17 protein-coding genes, 1 tRNA gene and 1 pseudogene are annotated in these 15,937 nt (G+C 48.1%); 17 read left to right on the top strand and 2 right to left on the bottom strand.

Going from position 1 to position 15,937, the window contains the following annotated elements:
* The first annotated feature begins 2 nt into the window (after nucleotides 1-2).
* From ACI955_RS01910 to ACI955_RS01940, 7 genes are all read left to right on the top strand, one after another.
* Nucleotides 3-752: an energy transducer TonB gene (locus tag ACI955_RS01910; protein WP_415242039.1), complete on the top strand. Its 750-nt coding sequence runs from the start codon at nucleotides 3-5 to the stop codon at nucleotides 750-752.
* Nucleotides 752-2,044, top strand: a complete 1,293-nt coding sequence (gene tolB, locus ACI955_RS01915) for a Tol-Pal system beta propeller repeat protein TolB (RefSeq protein WP_415242040.1) — start codon at nucleotides 752-754, stop codon at nucleotides 2,042-2,044. Before ACI955_RS01910 ends, tolB begins: the two co-directional genes overlap by 1 nt.
* Nucleotides 2,045-2,126: 82 nt before the next feature.
* Complete coding sequence (locus ACI955_RS01920) at nucleotides 2,127-2,624, top strand: OmpA family protein (protein WP_415242041.1); 498 nt, start codon at nucleotides 2,127-2,129, stop codon at nucleotides 2,622-2,624.
* A 15-nt stretch (nucleotides 2,625-2,639) separates the two neighbouring features.
* The gene (ybgF, locus tag ACI955_RS01925) at nucleotides 2,640-3,443 is read left to right on the top strand and encodes a tol-pal system protein YbgF (RefSeq protein WP_415242042.1); all 804 of its coding nucleotides are present in this window, start codon (nucleotides 2,640-2,642) and stop codon (nucleotides 3,441-3,443) included.
* A 70-nt stretch (nucleotides 3,444-3,513) separates the two neighbouring features.
* Nucleotides 3,514-4,161 (top strand): 7-carboxy-7-deazaguanine synthase QueE, encoded by a 648-nt coding sequence (gene queE, locus ACI955_RS01930; RefSeq protein WP_415242071.1) that lies wholly within the window; start codon nucleotides 3,514-3,516, stop codon nucleotides 4,159-4,161.
* Between the two features lie 45 nt (nucleotides 4,162-4,206).
* Nucleotides 4,207-4,884: a 7-cyano-7-deazaguanine synthase QueC gene (gene queC / locus ACI955_RS01935; protein WP_415242043.1), complete on the top strand. Its 678-nt coding sequence runs from the start codon at nucleotides 4,207-4,209 to the stop codon at nucleotides 4,882-4,884.
* A 69-nt stretch (nucleotides 4,885-4,953) separates the two neighbouring features.
* Nucleotides 4,954-5,028 (top strand) — tRNA-Lys (locus ACI955_RS01940).
* A gap of 148 nt (nucleotides 5,029-5,176) precedes the next feature.
* On the opposite strand, the gene ACI955_RS01945 is transcribed toward ACI955_RS01940, so the two are convergent.
* Nucleotides 5,177-5,401 (bottom strand): helix-turn-helix domain-containing protein, encoded by a 225-nt coding sequence (locus ACI955_RS01945; RefSeq protein WP_415242044.1) that lies wholly within the window; start codon nucleotides 5,399-5,401, stop codon nucleotides 5,177-5,179.
* A gap of 413 nt (nucleotides 5,402-5,814) precedes the next feature.
* Between ACI955_RS01945 and ACI955_RS01950 the strand changes: the two are divergent.
* The 7 genes and pseudogenes from ACI955_RS01950 to ACI955_RS01980 form a co-directional block, all read left to right on the top strand.
* Nucleotides 5,815-5,958, top strand: a pseudogene (locus tag ACI955_RS01950) (Arm DNA-binding domain-containing protein); the annotation flags it as partial.
* Nucleotides 5,959-6,153: 195 nt separating this feature from the next.
* Nucleotides 6,154-7,005, top strand: a complete 852-nt coding sequence (locus ACI955_RS01955) for a tyrosine-type recombinase/integrase (RefSeq protein WP_415242072.1) — start codon at nucleotides 6,154-6,156, stop codon at nucleotides 7,003-7,005.
* Complete coding sequence (locus ACI955_RS01960) at nucleotides 7,002-7,553, top strand: hypothetical protein (RefSeq protein ID WP_415242045.1); 552 nt, start codon at nucleotides 7,002-7,004, stop codon at nucleotides 7,551-7,553. The genes ACI955_RS01955 and ACI955_RS01960 overlap by 4 nt, the downstream gene beginning before the upstream one ends.
* A gap of 98 nt (nucleotides 7,554-7,651) precedes the next feature.
* On the top strand, nucleotides 7,652-8,047 hold the full coding sequence (locus ACI955_RS01965; RefSeq protein WP_415242046.1) for a hypothetical protein: 396 nt from the start codon (nucleotides 7,652-7,654) through the stop codon (nucleotides 8,045-8,047).
* A gap of 629 nt (nucleotides 8,048-8,676) precedes the next feature.
* Nucleotides 8,677-9,072: a hypothetical protein gene (locus tag ACI955_RS01970; protein WP_415242047.1), complete on the top strand. Its 396-nt coding sequence runs from the start codon at nucleotides 8,677-8,679 to the stop codon at nucleotides 9,070-9,072.
* A 102-nt stretch (nucleotides 9,073-9,174) separates the two neighbouring features.
* Nucleotides 9,175-10,131 (top strand): HNH endonuclease, encoded by a 957-nt coding sequence (locus ACI955_RS01975; protein WP_415242048.1) that lies wholly within the window; start codon nucleotides 9,175-9,177, stop codon nucleotides 10,129-10,131.
* A gap of 83 nt (nucleotides 10,132-10,214) precedes the next feature.
* Nucleotides 10,215-10,487, top strand: a complete 273-nt coding sequence (locus ACI955_RS01980; protein WP_415242049.1) for a hypothetical protein — start codon at nucleotides 10,215-10,217, stop codon at nucleotides 10,485-10,487.
* Between the two features lie 454 nt (nucleotides 10,488-10,941).
* Here the strand turns inward: ACI955_RS01980 and ACI955_RS01985 are convergent, their stop codons facing one another.
* The gene (locus tag ACI955_RS01985; RefSeq protein WP_415242050.1) at nucleotides 10,942-11,943 is read right to left on the bottom strand and encodes an AraC family transcriptional regulator ligand-binding domain-containing protein; all 1,002 of its coding nucleotides are present in this window, start codon (nucleotides 11,941-11,943) and stop codon (nucleotides 10,942-10,944) included.
* Between the two features lie 201 nt (nucleotides 11,944-12,144).
* On the opposite strand from ACI955_RS01985, the gene ACI955_RS01990 reads away from it, so the two are divergent.
* The 3 genes from ACI955_RS01990 (at nucleotide 12,145) to ACI955_RS02000 (ending at nucleotide 15,381) form a co-directional block, all read left to right on the top strand.
* Nucleotides 12,145-12,915, top strand: a complete 771-nt coding sequence (locus tag ACI955_RS01990) for an SDR family NAD(P)-dependent oxidoreductase (protein ID WP_415242051.1) — start codon at nucleotides 12,145-12,147, stop codon at nucleotides 12,913-12,915.
* A gap of 64 nt (nucleotides 12,916-12,979) precedes the next feature.
* Nucleotides 12,980-14,212: an acetyl-CoA C-acetyltransferase gene (locus tag ACI955_RS01995; protein WP_415242052.1), complete on the top strand. Its 1,233-nt coding sequence runs from the start codon at nucleotides 12,980-12,982 to the stop codon at nucleotides 14,210-14,212.
* 17 nt (nucleotides 14,213-14,229) lie between these two features.
* On the top strand, nucleotides 14,230-15,381 hold the full coding sequence (locus ACI955_RS02000; protein ID WP_415242053.1) for an acyl-CoA dehydrogenase family protein: 1,152 nt from the start codon (nucleotides 14,230-14,232) through the stop codon (nucleotides 15,379-15,381).
* Nucleotides 15,382-15,937 lie beyond the last annotated feature (556 nt).

Below are 15,937 nucleotides of genomic sequence, written 5' to 3' on the forward strand. Positions count from 1 at the left end.
CGATGAATGATATTAAATTGGTGCCGGCGTTGGTGACGGCAGTCTTACATGGCGTGGCTATTGCTTTCTTGTTGTTTGGGATACCCAGTGATAACCGTGTTATTGAGGTCAAGGCAAAGCCCCTGGCAATTCAAGCAAAGTTGGTGATAGAAAAGTCCGTGTCGCGTCCCGTTAAGTCGACGCCGCCGCCCAAGCCAGTACCAAAACCGGTGGTCAAGCCTGAGCCTGTTAAAAAGTCTGAGCCCAAACCCAAACCAGAGGTGAAGCCGGTGCCAAAGCCCGTTCCAAAGGGGCCTACGCCGGAAGAACTTCGCAAGAAAAAGGTGGAGGAAAAAGCGCGCGACGAGGCCAAACAGCGGGTTTTACAAGAAGAAATACGTAAACAGCAACAGAAAGAGCTGGCAGATGCCTTGGCGTCTGAAGATGATTTGGTGGAAGAGGGCGAGCTGGCTTCTACATACATAGAGCTTATTGCAGCTTTAATAGGCCAAAATTGGTCACTGCCGCCAACAGCCCGCAATGGTATGAAGGCGACGGTGCAGATCATTACAATTCCTACGGGTGAAATTGTTGGTCATCAAGTGATTAAAGGTAGTGGTAATCCAGCCTTCGATTTGTCGGCAATTAGAGCGATTACCAAATTAAGTAGAATTGATGAGCTAGGTGATCTGTATAAAATCGACCCCGGCGCGTATGAAAAAAATTTTCGACGGTTTAATTTTGATTTTGTTCCCCAAGATTTGAGGCGGTAATGTTAATACGAGTTGTTACAGCACTAATATTTCTGATGGTTAGCGCTGTATCTATGGCTGACCTCACTATTGAAATAAATAAGGGTAATGATGACCCTGTGCCAATCGCCATCGTGCCTTTCGGCTGGCAGTCAGGTCTTACCGTTGCGGAAGATATTGCCTCCATTGTTGAAAGTGATTTGCATCGCAGTGGTCAGTTTGCACCTTTAAGTCGCGCTGATATGTTGGGTCGGCCGCGTAATTCTACCGAAGTCTACTACCGCGACTGGAAAAGTCTCGGGGTTGACTATGTTTTAGTGGGCACGCTTTCTCAGGAAGTCAGGGGTACGATAACCGCAAGTTATGAGCTTTTAGATGTAAATACCCAACGGGTTATACTCGCGGGCAAAGAATCCGTCAGTATTGATAAGCCTCGCTACCTCGCGCACACGGTTAGCGATAAAATATATGAAAAACTCACAAATATTCGTGGTGCTTTTCGCACGCAATTACTTTATGTTTCTGCAGTTCGCGAAGGGGGTAACCGAACCCGCTTCCGCTTGCTGAAAAGCGATATCGATGGGGCCAATGAATCGGTGTTATTTGACAGTCGAGAGCCGATTATGGCACCGACGTGGTCGCCCGATGGTCAGAAAATTGCTTACGTATCCTTTGAAACCATGCGTCCTGCTATTTTTGTCCAGGACCTTCGCACTAATGCGCGTACGCAGCTTACATCTTTTCGGGGTTTGAACAGTTCGCCAGCTTTTTCACCAGATGGCGCCAAGATGGCCATGGTGTTGTCAAAGGACGGCAGCCCTGATATTTATGTAATGGACTTGGCGACGGGTAATTTGCAGCGTATAACAAATCACTTTGCCATCGACACCGAGCCGGCTTGGATGCCGGACGGAAAGTCAATTATTTTTACCTCTGATCGCGGCGGAAAACCTCAAATTTATAAAGTTGAGCTTAGCAGCGGGTCAGTAGAACGAGTTACATTTGAAGGTGATTATAATGCCAGAGCGAGAGTGCTGGCAGATGGTCTCGGATTAGTGATGGTACATAGAAAGAATGGTAATTTTCACATCGCCGTTATGGATTTAAAGCGTAACCGTGTCGAAATTCTCACTACCACTAATTTGGACGAGTCACCTAGTGTGGCGCCAAACGCCAGTATGCTATTGTACGCTACGCAGTATGATGGCAAAGGTATTTTGGCAGCAGTATCGATAGACGGCGGTGTTAGGTATAGATTGCCGTCGCGATTCGGGGATGTGCGCGAACCGGCTTGGTCGCCTTTTCTTCAATGAAGTAGTAGCCGGGAATGGAATGCCGATTAGACAATGATTGTTTGGTCGGAAGTGTGTAATCAAAACTTGATGGGAAAATGCGATGAAATACCAAGCAAAAAGTATGTTTTTGGGTGTGGCTTTCTTTAGTGCGATGTTAGCTGGTTGTGCTTCTACAGAAACCGATAGCAGCGGTCAGGAAAGCGCTGATGCCTTGAGCACGTACACAGAGTCTACTGACTCTATGAGCGATTCTTCGTATAACACTGACGACATGGCGAACCTCGAAACTGTATTTTATTTCGAATTCGACCAAGCAACGCTAACAGTGAATGCACGCCAAGCATTAGACGCGCAAATTGTTCGTCTGAAAAAGACTACCGGTCCTGTGCGTCTGGAAGGTCATGCTGACGAGCGCGGTACCCGTGAATACAATATAGCCTTGGGTGAGCGTCGTGCGATTTCGGTCGCCGATTACATGGCAATCAATGGTATTCCACGCTACCGTATAGAAACGGTTAGTTACGGTGAAGAGCGTCCAGTTGCATTCGGTCAGTCTGAATCAACTTACTCGCAAAACCGTCGTGTAGAACTGAAGTAATAAAAAGGCGTACTGATGCAGTTTTTGAAACCACTGTCTTTGCTGCTGCCGGCAGCGTGTTTGTCGGCACAGCTTTGGGCGCAAGCCCCAATTGTTGATGTTGGATCCTCCCGGGCTGATTCTCAATCGGCTCGAGGTATTGAGGGCGAAATGTATCAGCAGCTGCAACTGCTGCGCCAAGAAGTGATGGCGTTGCGGGGGACAGTGGAAGAACAAGGGTATCAGCTACGCCAGCTTAAACAGCAAAGCTTGGATCGGTATATAGATATGGATCGCCGCTTAACTTCCGGCAGTCCTGTTGATCGCAGTCTGGACGCGACAGCCGCTGACTCAATGGTAGCAGCGTCGACGACAGATGCGGAAGCCGCAGAATTAACAGAAAGCCCCGCGGGAAAAACGCCAGTGGCAGCCAGTGCCGCTGTGTTGCTCGACGGTGATGAATCCTCAGATTATGCAAAAGCGTATGGCTTGGTAAAAAGCGCGTCATACGATCAAGCAATCGCAGCGTTCGCAAGCTACGTAGAAAAATACCCTACTGGCCGTTATACCCCCAATGCTTGGTACTGGCTTGGTGAGTTATATGTTGCTATTAAACCGCAGAATTTATTGGCTTCGACGACTGCATTTCAACGCCTGTTGACGGACTACCCGGATCACGGCAAAGTCCCTGCAGCTATGTATAAGTTAGGTACCGTTTATTTTCTGAATGGCGACAAGACGAAAGCCCAGGAAATGCTGACCCACGTGATCGACCGCTACGGTAATACCGGTAATTCAGCGGTGAATAAATCGCGTGAATTCCTCCGCAAGAACTTTTAATTTTTCGCGGAGCAAAGCTTACGCGGCTGGTCTCCGGTAATAATCCTGTATCCGGCAGCCTGCTTCCATGATTAAAAATAGCCTACGTATCACCGAAATTTTTTATTCCCTACAGGGCGAGTCTCGTACCTTGGGATTGCCCACCGTATTTGTGCGCCTAACCGGCTGCCCCTTGCGCTGCGTTTACTGCGATACCGAATACGCCTTTCATGGCGGTGAGCGGCGCCAGATAGAAGATATTTTGACGCAAGTCGCCTCTTATAAGCCCCGCTACGTATGTGTTACTGGTGGCGAGCCCCTTGCTCAGCCAGAATGTCACGCCTTGCTGTCTGCGCTCAGTGATGCAGGCTATGAGGTATCTTTGGAAACCAGTGGCGCCATAAATGTAGAACAGGTCGATTCACGAGTTTCAAAAGTGATGGACCTTAAAACGCCTGGCTCTGGTGAAATGCATCGCAATCTTATGGATAATATCGCTTTTATGACTCGCCACGATCAAATCAAATTCGTGCTGTGCAACCGCGAAGATTATGACTGGGCACGATTTCAACTCGACGCCCATAATTTAGCGGCAAAAGCGGGAGAGGTTTTATTTTCGCCAAGCTTTGGTCAGCTAGATGCGACTGACTTAGCGAATTGGATTGTAGAAGATAATCTGCCCGTACGTTTTCAAGTGCAATTGCATAAATTGCTTTGGAACGATGCTGCTGGCCATTAAGTATTTGCGCCCGAGCGGTGTATAAACAGAAGTAGAGGAAAAGTTTTGTCGAAAAAAGCAGTAGTACTACTATCCGGTGGTCTAGACAGTGCGACAGTGCTAGCTCAGGCGCGGGCAGCAGATTACGAGTGCTATGCCTTAGCATTTGATTACGGCCAGCGTCATCGCGCCGAACTGGTCGCCGCCAAGCGTGTCGCCGAATTCCTTGGTGCGGCCGAGTTTAAAATAATCAATCTCAATTTAAGTAGCATTGGCGGTTCGGCATTAACCGATATGAATATTGCGGTGCCAGACGCGGGTGCAAGCGGTATTCCCGTCACCTACGTGCCGGCAAGAAATACGGTATTTTTATCTATCGCCCTCGGCTGGGCTGAAGTGCTGCAGGCCGATGATATATTTATTGGTGTAAATGCTGTCGACTATTCCGGTTACCCAGATTGTCGCCCAGCGTTTATCGAAGCCTTCGAGACTTTAGCTAATGTCGCGACCAAAGCGGGGGTGGAAGGGCGCGGTATGCATATCCATACGCCACTAATGAAACTCAGTAAGGCCGATATCATTAATGTCGGCACAAAGCTCGGGTTGGATTACGCGCAAACAGTCTCTTGTTATCAAGCTAACGATGACGGCGAGGCCTGTGGCCGATGCGATAGCTGCTATTTACGGCGGCAAGGTTTTGAGCAAGCAGGGGTCGCTGATCCAACACGATACCGAAAGGTGTAATTAAACTGCTTTTTTACTCCTAGGCGGTTGTTTTTTCCTTAGAAAACAGTATTATGAGCGCCTCTTTCGGGGCCGTTAGCTCAGCGGTAGAGCAGTTGGCTTTTAACCAATTGGTCGATGGTTCGAATCCATCACGGCCCACCATATTTTTATAAAGAATTCAAGGCGTTGCATTTATGCAGCGCTTTTTTTTCGTCTGGACTTTCCGCTGTGACCACCTTGTGACCAAATCGTGCGCATTTTGTGCCCAAGCACGTATAAAAATGAATTATAAATCAGCTGAATTGACCAGTTAGTCGACCTTGGGCGCTGGCTCTGGAAGATGCACCAATAGGTCTTCTACGCGACATTCAAAGAAATTACAGAGCGCATCAATATTATCAGTTCCTGTATTGCATCCCTTTTCGTTAGCAATCTTAGATAGTGTTGCGCGGTGAATGCCGGTTGCCTTAGATACCTCACTCAGAGTTATGACTCGACCGTCATGAAACTCTTTTTCGGCTAGTACTTCTTTCAATCGTATTCTAATCAAAATAGTCATCCGTCAATTATAATCGACACTTGTTGTTTGTTATCGATTTTTGTCTTGGTATAAAATAAGAAAGCGTCGAATAAAAGCGACGTGAGGTATTAAAAAACGACTTGCGATGAAGGAAATGTACATGAGTTACACATACCTGACTACTGATGGACTGGCTGAGCGGATTCATTATGAGCCTACAACAATTCGTAGTGTTTTAAAGGACACTGTCTTATAGGTGGGTACTCACTATATTCGCCCATTTGGCGGGCGAAAAATTCTATATATCTGGGAAAATATCGAAAGAGACATAGGTTTGCCGGAGGATGACTGCATTGCCATTCCTTTAGCCTCGGGAGGTAAGTCCTATGGGTAAGGTCAGAGCTCGTGAATAAAATGGATGTTTATTTTTCGATTTTAGAGTTAACGGTGCTCGCTGTCGCGAGCAAACCACTCTCCGCGACACTAACGCGAATCGTCGCAAGATGGAAAAAGTCCTCGAGCGCATCGAGCTGGAAATCGTTGCGGGCACGTTCGATTACACCAAGTTCTTCCCTGGTAGTAATCGTGCTGCTGAGTTTGGTAGCCAGCCATCTTTAGTACCGACTCCGGTCCGTCGTGGCGCGACAGTCGATATTCCTGCTCAGCCCGTCATTGCCGAGCGCACAACGCCGACATTTGGTGAGTTCACCGCAATATGGATTAGGGAGAACGCAGCTGTTTGGCGTAGGAATACCCTCAGGGCTGCGATGGTTCATATTAATGGTTATCTTCTGCCGCGTTTTGCCGAGATACAAATGCATAAGATTCTAAAAGCAGACTGCTTAGCATTCCGGGCAGATATTGTAAAACCTGGTGGCAGTATGAAAAACCGAACGCTGTCGGCCAAAACCGTGAATGAGATCATGCAGATTCTGGGCGCTATCCTTGCTGAGGGCGCAGACCGCTATGAATTCCCCAATCCGATGCAAAACGTGAAGCGACTTAAGGCGCCTAAGGTGCATATCGAGCCGATGTCGTTTGATGAGGTGGAAAAATTCATCGCCAGCGTCCGTGTGGATTATAAGCAGTACTTTATCGTGCGCTTTTATACTGGACTGCGGACAGGGGAGGTTCACGGCCTTCAGTGGAAATACATTGATTTTGAACGGCGCGAAATTTTGGTCCGAGAAACCTACAGTCACCTAGGCCGTGAATACACCAAAAATGACGGCTCACAGCGCGAGGTCCATATGTCAGAACCGGTCTATCAGGCTTTAAAAACGCAATATGAAGCGTCCGGTCATCTCAGTGAATACGTGTTCTGCACGCGCATAGGTACGCCTATAGACCCGCTGAATGTGAACAAGCGCGTCTGGAAACCTACCCTGAAATTACTCGGAATGAAAGACCGACGTTTTTATCAAACCCGACATACCGCGGCAACGCTTTGGTTAGCGTCTGGTGAGGCGCCAGAGTGGATTGCCAAACAGATGGGCCATACCAGTACCGAGATGCTGTTTAAAGTCTACTCTCGCTACGTTCCCAACCTAACCCGACAAGATGGGTCAGCCTTTGAGCGATTGTTATTACAGCGTCTGGGTGGAGGTGAACAGCAATGAAAACATTAACAAAAGAGACAGCCCGTTCATTGGCCAAAGTAATCAGTAGCCGACTATCGACATATCATAGTGATGACTTGGTGGCCATTCTTGGTGTTGGGCGAGAGTCCAGTAATGAGGCAGCCGTAGAGTCATGGTTGATCTCACGGTTTGCTGAAATTGACATTAGCCATGTGGATACAATCATGGAGCACGCATCTGAAGTATTGATTCAGCACCTCAATGATTTACGAATGGAAGTGGCTGGTGGTTACATTTCTGAATTACCCCTGCCACTAGATTTTGTGCAATCAAAGCTCATAACCGATCAAGAGCTGCGATGCATCGCTCGTGCAATTTACTTTCTGGTTATTGGGGAGGGCGCGAAGTCCTACCTAGATTCGTTGATCTATTTGATTTTAGACGGTGAGGGTAATGTCATTGATCGAATTGCTGCTTGGATTTCCACTAAGGGAATGGTCTATACCTATTTTCCCAGTGAGCTAACACTTCCGCTTGCGCAACGCTTGATGCAAAAGCTCAAGAGGGCTATTGAATCCGCGTATTAATTAACAGCACAAAACCGTGTGTTTTATTAAAATGGACGTAGTTATAACAAGATGCCGTGCATCAAGTAGTAAATGCCAAGCAAAATTTGGGGTAGGTAATGTCAGAAGACCTCGTATATGTATTGCCGATGGCGGTACTGAAAATATTGAACTATCGGGATCCTAGTGCTGAAGAGGTCGCCAGCTATGATGACTACATGGTGTATAAGCGCGAGGATGCCCTGAAGCTATCAAAACTGCTGCTGGCAAAATGGGAGATTCCTCAGGATGAGGTAGATACATTCTTCAAAGAGCTAGGTCCATCCAATGAAGTGCTGGGTATGCTTGCCAATAAGCTTTTACTTCGTGTGTTAGTAGGGCAAGAAAGATATGGGGATTACTTCAAAACACCGCATAAGCAATTTGAAGAACGATCATTCTGGCAGCAGATTCAAATGGGCGAAGAGGAATCTGCGCGCGTGAAAAATTATCTAATGAGCTGTGTAGGTCGTTAAGCTTTTAGCCGGGCTCGCTCAACCGTAAGGTAAGGGCCGCAGGTAATAATCAGTTTAAGCTTCTCCTCGAAGCTCCAATCTTGTGGTCTTTTCTCTTTTGACATAAGGCGTAAGCTTGAATTCTCTGTGTTTGTAGTGGGTTCGAGTTCTTGGCCGTTAAATTGAATCACTACAGTATAGCGGCTAGGCAGCATGACCCGTGCCATCCCGTACCGCAGTGGCAAGTTTGAAAGAGGGCCGTGTGTGTCCGTTTATTTAGATCCGAAATTCTGCCTTAAAACTTAATGTGACCGGCTCTAGCGTCACATTAGCGGTCAGTCGCTGCTTCCGCGTTATCGAGATAAGTGAACAAGAGAGTGCGTCCCATTAACACATTGACTAATCACTTAACTTATTGAAATTTCTAAAAAACGGGATATGATCAGGGCAAGGAACATTTGCAGAAATAAAGGGAATTAGTCTTCGTTTGACCGGCGCTCGCTAATAGTGAAGTCGCTATATCATTGAGCTCCCTAGAAATTCTCTGCCACCGTAAAAGCCCGCTCCTTGATAAGGGGGCAAAGTGATTTAAGGCGCGAATCGTCATAACAAAACTGTTATAAACTTCAACAGAAAGTGAGAACATCAATATGGATATATCGTTTTCAGAAGCAAAAGGAATGTTTAGTACAGTGGTGGAGCTGATTAAGAAAGGCTCCCAAATAGAAGCCCAAGCTCAAATCCAGAAACTCCAAGAACAATATCTAGGCTTGCACGCAGAGAATCTAGAGCTTAAGCAGGATCTATTAGAGCTCAAATCAAAGTACAAACAACAAGAAAATATGATTTTCGAGGAGCCTTTTTTCTTCGAAAAGGATTCAGAAAATAAAGAGGGCCCTTACTGCCCGAGGTGCTGGCAGAAGGATGAAAAGAAATGCCGGGTTGTGAAAACCACGGATAGCTACCATAGCGCGCAAAAATGCCAAGTCTGCGATGAATTGTTTGGTAAAGGAAAGCCTGTGCCAACGCCAAAGGTGATCCGGTGATTTTGCCACCAGCTTATAACAATCGCAGGCAAGCCGACGGCTTTTTCGTTTCGCCTGAGGCTCCACTACTACAAAGCCGCGCGTGCAGCGGGCGTTATATTTATGCCAAGTAAATCCGCACGAAAAAGGTTGGCAGAGTCTCTGAGCTTGGAGCTTCTCGGTTTTGGAGAGAGCTTCCGCGATGGGCTTTTGTGCCCTACATGCATGAAGAAATTCCATGTAGAGAAAGATTTCGACCTCTACACTGCAGGGCACATTACTCCGGAAGCTGCTGGCGGCAAAGAGTGGACGATCCTATGTCGAGGTTGTAATAGTCGTTTCGGAGAGAGTCAGGATAAATGGTTTGGTGAGTATTTACGCGTGCTTAAGAAACCAGAAGGCACATTCTTCCATGCAAAAACCAAGAGTAAATACATAACCATCAATGGAGTTACAGTATCAGGAAGGGTTTCTGTTTCGGAGGAGGATGGTGCAATAGAAGTGTTTGCGCCCATAAACAGAAATCCACCAGGAAAAGTCGAATCAATCCCCCACGGACAAGAAATTGAGATACAGTTTTCTCCAGAAATCGCCAAACACATCAATGAAATCCAAGTTGGATACATTACTGCAGCCTATCTAACATGGTTCAGAGAGACCGGTTACAGCTGGGGCATGCAGTCATCCTTGGCATCAGTCAGGAAGCAAATTCTTGAGTGTGATTACTCTTTAGATGGTGCCAAAGTCGTCGATTTGATGTCGGAAGAAATTTATGAGCCCGATATTGGGGTAATCGTTGAGTCAGGGCACGTATACCCATGTTGTTTGATGTATGACCGGGCGGTTATTTTTCCTGGGCCTAGTAATGCTCCTTCCCCAAGAAAAGTTGAATTTTCTGCGGAGTACCAAGTTCATCTATTAAATCTCGCGCGAATGGGGGCGCCGTACGCCGTGAGTTTTGGGGGGGAACAGTTAATCTGGCCTGACATGCTAGAAAAAGAGCCCCCTCACGCAGAGCACCTCCTTTATGTCTTTGAGGACTCGGATGAGGAGGCGCAGTGGCTCACACTAGAGCGATGAATATAACAATGCCATGCATGCGACAAGCGCATGACTACAAACCCGCAGTTGCTGCGGGCGTTATGAGCTTATGAGGTAGTCCAATGAAAAGGCTTATATTCACTGCCGCACTGTTATTTATCTCCCTAAATAGCTACGCAACAGAGTGGGAGTACAAAGTTGTTTTTTTAGCCGGTAATGCAACCGGAACTAAAGTAACTTTGGAGTCATCGGGGGCATATCTAGATCCAGCGAAAACGGGAGTGCTTAATAATCTGGGGCGTGAGGGCTGGGAGCTAATTGCAGTCACTGGAGCCTCGGGAGCAGATCACGCACTATATTTGAAGCGCCCAAGAAAGCCGCGCGATAAAGAATAGCAATGAATCCGAAAGCTGCTCATAACAAGGTGTTGAGGCTGTAGAAAAACCTACCAGTCTCTATCCACATCGGCTTTTCGACCGTCCACCACCAGGCCAGGACATGCGGTATGAAAGGCTGTTGCGTCACATTAGCGGTCAGTCGCTGAATAGCGCTGAGCTGTCTACATTGCTCGGGAAAGTCCACATAGAGGCAGCAACTGTCTAGCGAACCCTGGGAAGTCCATAGGTGGACTTGCCCAGGGATAATAGGCACTTAGCGCGCCAGTATTGAGACAGGTTCGGATAGCAAGGTAGTGACGCAGGCTAATTCATTGAACGGATTTCTTGGAGTAGGGGCTTAATTTCCCCGGTCTGACCTCGCATTACATCGTGACCAACATACTTGGCACGCTCCTCCGCCTTCTCAACCAAATACGAAAGAGATCGAGCTGCCTATACTCTTGCAAATTCATCACCGCTGCTTTTTATACTCCATTGGCTTTGCCCCCGTCCATTTTTTAAACGAGCGTATAAATGCGCTCGCCTCAGAAAATCCAATCAGTGCGGCGGTTTCTTCCACGCTACAGCCGGTATGACTCAGGTGAAAAATTGCGCTGTCGCAGCGCACCCGATCTTTTATGTCCTGGTATTGGAATCCCTCTTCGCGTAAATAACTCCGCAGGGTATGGGGGTGTAAATTTAAGTCATTTGCGATGTCTGCAAAGCTAGGCTTGTCCTCTAGTTTGGCCTCTAATGACGCCCCGACTTTGTAATACCAGCTCTTGGACGTATAGCTTTGGGTGATCATTGCAAAATTAACGTGGGCTAAAAATTTATTCAGTGCTTGGGGTGAAATATGGATATTTTGCTCAAGCAGTGAGGCCGAAAATTGAATTTGCGCCCGAGGCTGTTGGTAATGAATATTTTTAGTGAGAAAGAGATTCCAGTACTCGGCCGCCTGAGGCATTTCACTAAAGTTGAAGTCGACTCGGTGCAGTGGGATTTGTCTACCTATAAGCCAGTTAGCGGTGCGGTGTATGTAAAAGAGAAAGGACTCGTAAAGGTAGGGGTCGAGTTGCGCATTGGCCACGCTTGGGGTTAGCGAGATATTGGTCATGTCACCATGGATTTCTAACTTGGTGCTCAGTCCCCAGGGAATAAGCCGGTAAAAGCGAGTGAGTCGCTTTAAGGCTTCGCCAAGGTTTGGCGCACTAGCGGCGAGTTCAGTCATGGTTGCCCAGCAGCCTAGCTTTTGCGCTTGGCTGCCAAAGCCCATTATCTCGTCACCCATCGATTGCATCGTGTCGCGGCTGAGATTGGCGTAATTTTCGCCAGGTACACGGGCATTCGGCTTGTATAGCAGGCTTGGGCTAATGTGGTTTTTTTCAAGAAGTTTGTGCTGTAGCTCTGGCTGCGCTGGTAAATTCTGCAGGCATTTTTGCACAAAATAGATGGCGATAGTGGGTGATCGCATACTGCTATGCTCGGGTAGGAAGTCGGTGGATTATAACAAAATGTCTATTTTTTGACACCTCAATGTCATTGTCTTGCTAAGCCTCTGGCGTGCAAAATACCGATCTGATTAATTTGTGGCTCAGTAGTCTCACAATACTCAGACGAAGTTGGGCGATATTTGCCCGCTTTTTTAAAAGCGTACTTGGCGTGGGGAGTCGATATGAATATTGAAGGTAAGGTAGCGGTTGTTAGTGGTGGTGCTTCAGGTATGGGTTTGGAGATAGTGCGCCGCTTAGTTAGCCTTGGCGCCAAGGCCGTCATATTCGATTTAAACGCCACAACGGGTGCGGCGGCTGTGGCGGAACTGGGCGAGGCTGTAGTTTTTGCTGAAGTTAACGTCACCAGCGAAGATTCTATTAAAGCCGGTATTGAGCAGACCATGACGGCCTTCGGCGCGATCCATATTTGTGTTAACTGCGCAGGCATTGCTACCGGCAGTAAAACCCTTGGTAAAAATGGACCATTCCCGCTGGATTTATGGAACAAGACCTTGGCCGTAAATTTGACCGGCACCTTTAATGTGCTGCGTTTGTGCGCCGAGCAAATGGCAAAAAATACCGCCGATAACGAAGACGGCGTTCGCGGCGTGATCATGAATACCGCGTCAGTGGCTGCGTTTGAAGGCCAGGTTGGTCAAGCTGCGTACAGCGCGAGTAAAGGTGGTATTGTTGGCATGACCTTGCCAATTGCCCGGGACCTCTCAACGATCGGTATTCGCGTTAACTGCATCGCGCCTGGCTTGATCAATACCCCCATGTTTGAATCGCTACCGGCGCCAGTTTATGAAGCTCTGAGCAGCACGCCACTATTTCCGAAGCGTCTTGGCCGAGCAACTGAAATTGCCCACATGGTGACTAGCGTTATTGAAAACGACTATATCAACGGCGAGTGCATTCGTATGGATGCCGGTTTGCGGATGCAGCCTAAGTAAGTTTTGCCCTACACCAGACAGAATAGCCTGCGGGCTTCTTACATCGAATTAAGTGGAAATGATTATGACTGAAGCGTGGATTATTGACGCCTGCCGCACCCCCCGTGGCATTGGTAAATTGGGTAAAGGGGCCTTGGCCGACATTCACCCTCAACAATTGGGCGCTTGCGTACTCAAGGCCCTAGTTGAGCGCAATAAACTCAATACCGCCGATGTTGATGATGTGGTGTGGGGCACCAGCTGTCAGAAAGGACGTCATGGCGGCGATATGGGGCGTATGTCGGCCCTCGATGCGGGCTTTGATATTCGCTCAAGTGGTGTGACCTTAGACCGCTTCTGCGGCTCGGGTATTACCAGTGTGAATATTGCGGCAGCCTCGATTATGTCGGGCATGGAAGACGTGGTGATTGCGGGTGGCGCAGAGATGATGTCCAGTTATGGTCACGACAATGGCCTGCCCGTGGTGATGGACAGCGGCAATATGCGTCTGCGCGCCCGTCATCCTCAAACCAATCAAGGTGTCTGTGCCGACACGATTGCGACTCTTGAAGGTATTGATCGTGAAACCCTAGACAAGCTCGCGGTGGTCAGTCAGCAGCGCGCTGCTCATGCCATTAAAAACGGTTATTTCGATAAGTCTTTGGTGCCGGTTTACCACGAAGATGGCCGCTTAGCGCTAGACCGTGAAGAGTTTCCAAGGCCGAGCACGACGTTAGAGTCGCTGTCGCAATTAAAGCCATCCTTCCCGGCGCTGGCTGATCAGCCGCTAGACGAAGAGGGCACGACCTACCGCACATTAATGCAGGCGAAATACCCTGATATTCAAATTAATCACGTTCACCACGCAGGTAACTCCTCGGGTGTGGTCGATGGCGCGGCGGCTATTTTGTTGGCCTCGCCAGCCTACGCGACCAAGCAGGGCTGGAAACCACGGGCCAAGGTGTTGGCCATGGCCAATATGGGTGACTGCCCAACATTGATGTTAAATGCCCCAGTTGCCGCCGCTGAAAAAGTATTGAAAAAAGCCGGTCTCACCGTCGATGATATTGATTTATTCGAAGTGAACGAAGCTTTTGCCGTGGTCTTGGAGCGCTTTATTCGCAAACTGAATATCGACCGCGAAAAAATTAATGTTAACGGTGGCTCTATGGCGCTGGGTCACCCCATTGGCGCGACCGGCTCAATTTTGATCGGAACGGTACTGGACGAGTTGGAACGTCGCAATCTTAAGCGCGGGCTTATCACCATGTGCACGGCGGGCGGTATGGCACCGGCCATTATCATAGAGCGTATGTAATACAGGCGGTTATAAACATGGATTTAAATATCTCAGAAGAGCAGAATTTTATTCAGCAAACCGCACGGGATTTTGCCGAGAAAGAGTTGCTCGCTAATGCCGCAAAGCTTGATGCAGGCGAAGGTAAAAGCGAATTTTTAGCGAATCTTAAGAAATTAGCTGATCTTGGCTTTATGGGCCTAAATGTCAATGCCGAATACGGTGGTACCGAAGCCGGCACAATCGCATTTAGCTTGGCCATTAGCAGTATTGCGCGTGGCTGCGCGTCTACGGCGGTGACGGTATCGGTGACCAATATGGTCGCCGAGGTTATTCAGTCGGTAGCAAGTGCCGAGCAGAAGCAAAATTACCTGCCCAAAATTTGCTCAGGTGAATATTTAGCAGCGGGCTTTTGTTTGACGGAATCTGGTGCCGGCTCAGACCCTTCGGGCATGAAAACCACGGCGGTGCAGGATGGCGATAGCTGGGTCTTAAACGGCTCTAAAGCCTATATCACCAGTGCCGAATACGCTGGGGTGTTTGTGGTGTGGGCGGTGACGGATAAAGATGCTCCCCGCGGCAAAGGCATCTCTTGCTTCCTAGTAGAGCGCGATACCGCCGGTGTCACCGTAGGGCCTGCTGAAGAGAAAATGGGCCAAAAAGGCTCGGCTACCAATCCAGTGTATTTCGATGATTGTCGGATTCCCGCTGGCGCCTTAATGGGCACGTTAAATCGGGGTTATCAGGTTGCCTTAGGCGAGTTGGCCGGCGGGCGTATTGGTGTTGGTTCGTTGGCTTTGGGCTTGGGTGAAGCGGCTTTGGATTACGCGACAGATTATGCCAAAGAGCGCCAGCAATTTGGTCAGCCGATTTCGAATTTTCAAGGTTTGCAGTGGATGTTGGCAGATGCCTACACCGAAATGGAGGCGGCGCGTTTGCTATTGATGCAAGCGGCGTTTACCAAAGAGAGTGGCGGCGATTTTGGCAAGCAGGCCTCGATGGCCAAATTGTTTGCATCGGAAGCGGCTAATCGCGCTTGTTATACCGGACTGCAAATTCTGGGTGGCAATGGCTATAATCGCGAATATCCCCTAGAGCGTTTGGCCAGAGATGTGCGAATAACCAGTATTTACGAAGGCACCAGCGAAATTCAGCGCATGATTATTTCGCGAAGTGTTTTTAGCTGCTAGTCATACTCAACCTTTATAAAAACGGTTAACTGTCTATTTATCAAGAAGATATGTCGAGTCAGATCGAGACTTCTATAAATGAGTGCTGGTTTTTAGTCGATACATCATAAGGATGATCAAGCCGTTTCGATTGAGGACATGCCGAGCAGGATTCTTCCTCTGCCCAAACACTGAGTTTATTCCTCGGCGTGAAATAGTGTGGTTATCTCGATTTCTATTTAGCCATTAGATTAATTTACACTACCGTTCAATCTCCCTGAGATGATGGAATCATTGACTGTTTACTTAAGCCACATACACTTTGGCGAGTAACACCCCCGCAAAACTCCAGCATTAAACAGACTACTTGGGGCTTGGCCGCATAATTGTATGCTCAGTAAACTCAAGTGCTAGTGACATGTCGGTCGCCAGTTTTGCTGCAGTGCCCGAAGCCGGTGTGGCGTCGTCGATCATCAATTATTTATTATCGAAAACATCCCGTACTCGAATAGCATCAACCTTATTTCATTGGCTGTGTGTTTGGTGCGTGGATCGTCTAACAATACGACCTCGAAGT

This window comes from Zhongshania sp. (assembly GCF_047636175.1).
Lineage (GTDB): Bacteria > Pseudomonadota > Gammaproteobacteria > Pseudomonadales > Spongiibacteraceae > Spongiibacter.

Coding starts and splice junctions, on each gene's coding strand:
- ACI955_RS01990 (WP_415242051.1), top strand. CDS start 12,145: ATGAATATTGAAGGTAAGGTAGCGGTTGTTAGTGGTGGTGCTTCAGGT.
- ACI955_RS01965 (WP_415242046.1), top strand. CDS start 7,652: ATGTCAGAAGACCTCGTATATGTATTGCCGATGGCGGTACTGAAAATA.
- ACI955_RS01975 (WP_415242048.1), top strand. CDS start 9,175: ATGCCAAGTAAATCCGCACGAAAAAGGTTGGCAGAGTCTCTGAGCTTG.
- ACI955_RS02000 (WP_415242053.1), top strand. CDS start 14,230: ATGGATTTAAATATCTCAGAAGAGCAGAATTTTATTCAGCAAACCGCA.
- ACI955_RS01960 (WP_415242045.1), top strand. CDS start 7,002: ATGAAAACATTAACAAAAGAGACAGCCCGTTCATTGGCCAAAGTAATC.
- ACI955_RS01995 (WP_415242052.1), top strand. CDS start 12,980: ATGACTGAAGCGTGGATTATTGACGCCTGCCGCACCCCCCGTGGCATT.
- ACI955_RS01910 (WP_415242039.1), top strand. CDS start 3: ATGAATGATATTAAATTGGTGCCGGCGTTGGTGACGGCAGTCTTACAT.
- ACI955_RS01980 (WP_415242049.1), top strand. CDS start 10,215: ATGAAAAGGCTTATATTCACTGCCGCACTGTTATTTATCTCCCTAAAT.
- ybgF (WP_415242042.1), top strand. CDS start 2,640: ATGCAGTTTTTGAAACCACTGTCTTTGCTGCTGCCGGCAGCGTGTTTG.
- ACI955_RS01970 (WP_415242047.1), top strand. CDS start 8,677: ATGGATATATCGTTTTCAGAAGCAAAAGGAATGTTTAGTACAGTGGTG.
- tolB (WP_415242040.1), top strand. CDS start 752: ATGTTAATACGAGTTGTTACAGCACTAATATTTCTGATGGTTAGCGCT.
- ACI955_RS01920 (WP_415242041.1), top strand. CDS start 2,127: ATGAAATACCAAGCAAAAAGTATGTTTTTGGGTGTGGCTTTCTTTAGT.
- ACI955_RS01985 (WP_415242050.1), bottom strand. CDS start 11,943: ATGCGATCACCCACTATCGCCATCTATTTTGTGCAAAAATGCCTGCAG.
- ACI955_RS01955 (WP_415242072.1), top strand. CDS start 6,154: ATGGTTCATATTAATGGTTATCTTCTGCCGCGTTTTGCCGAGATACAA.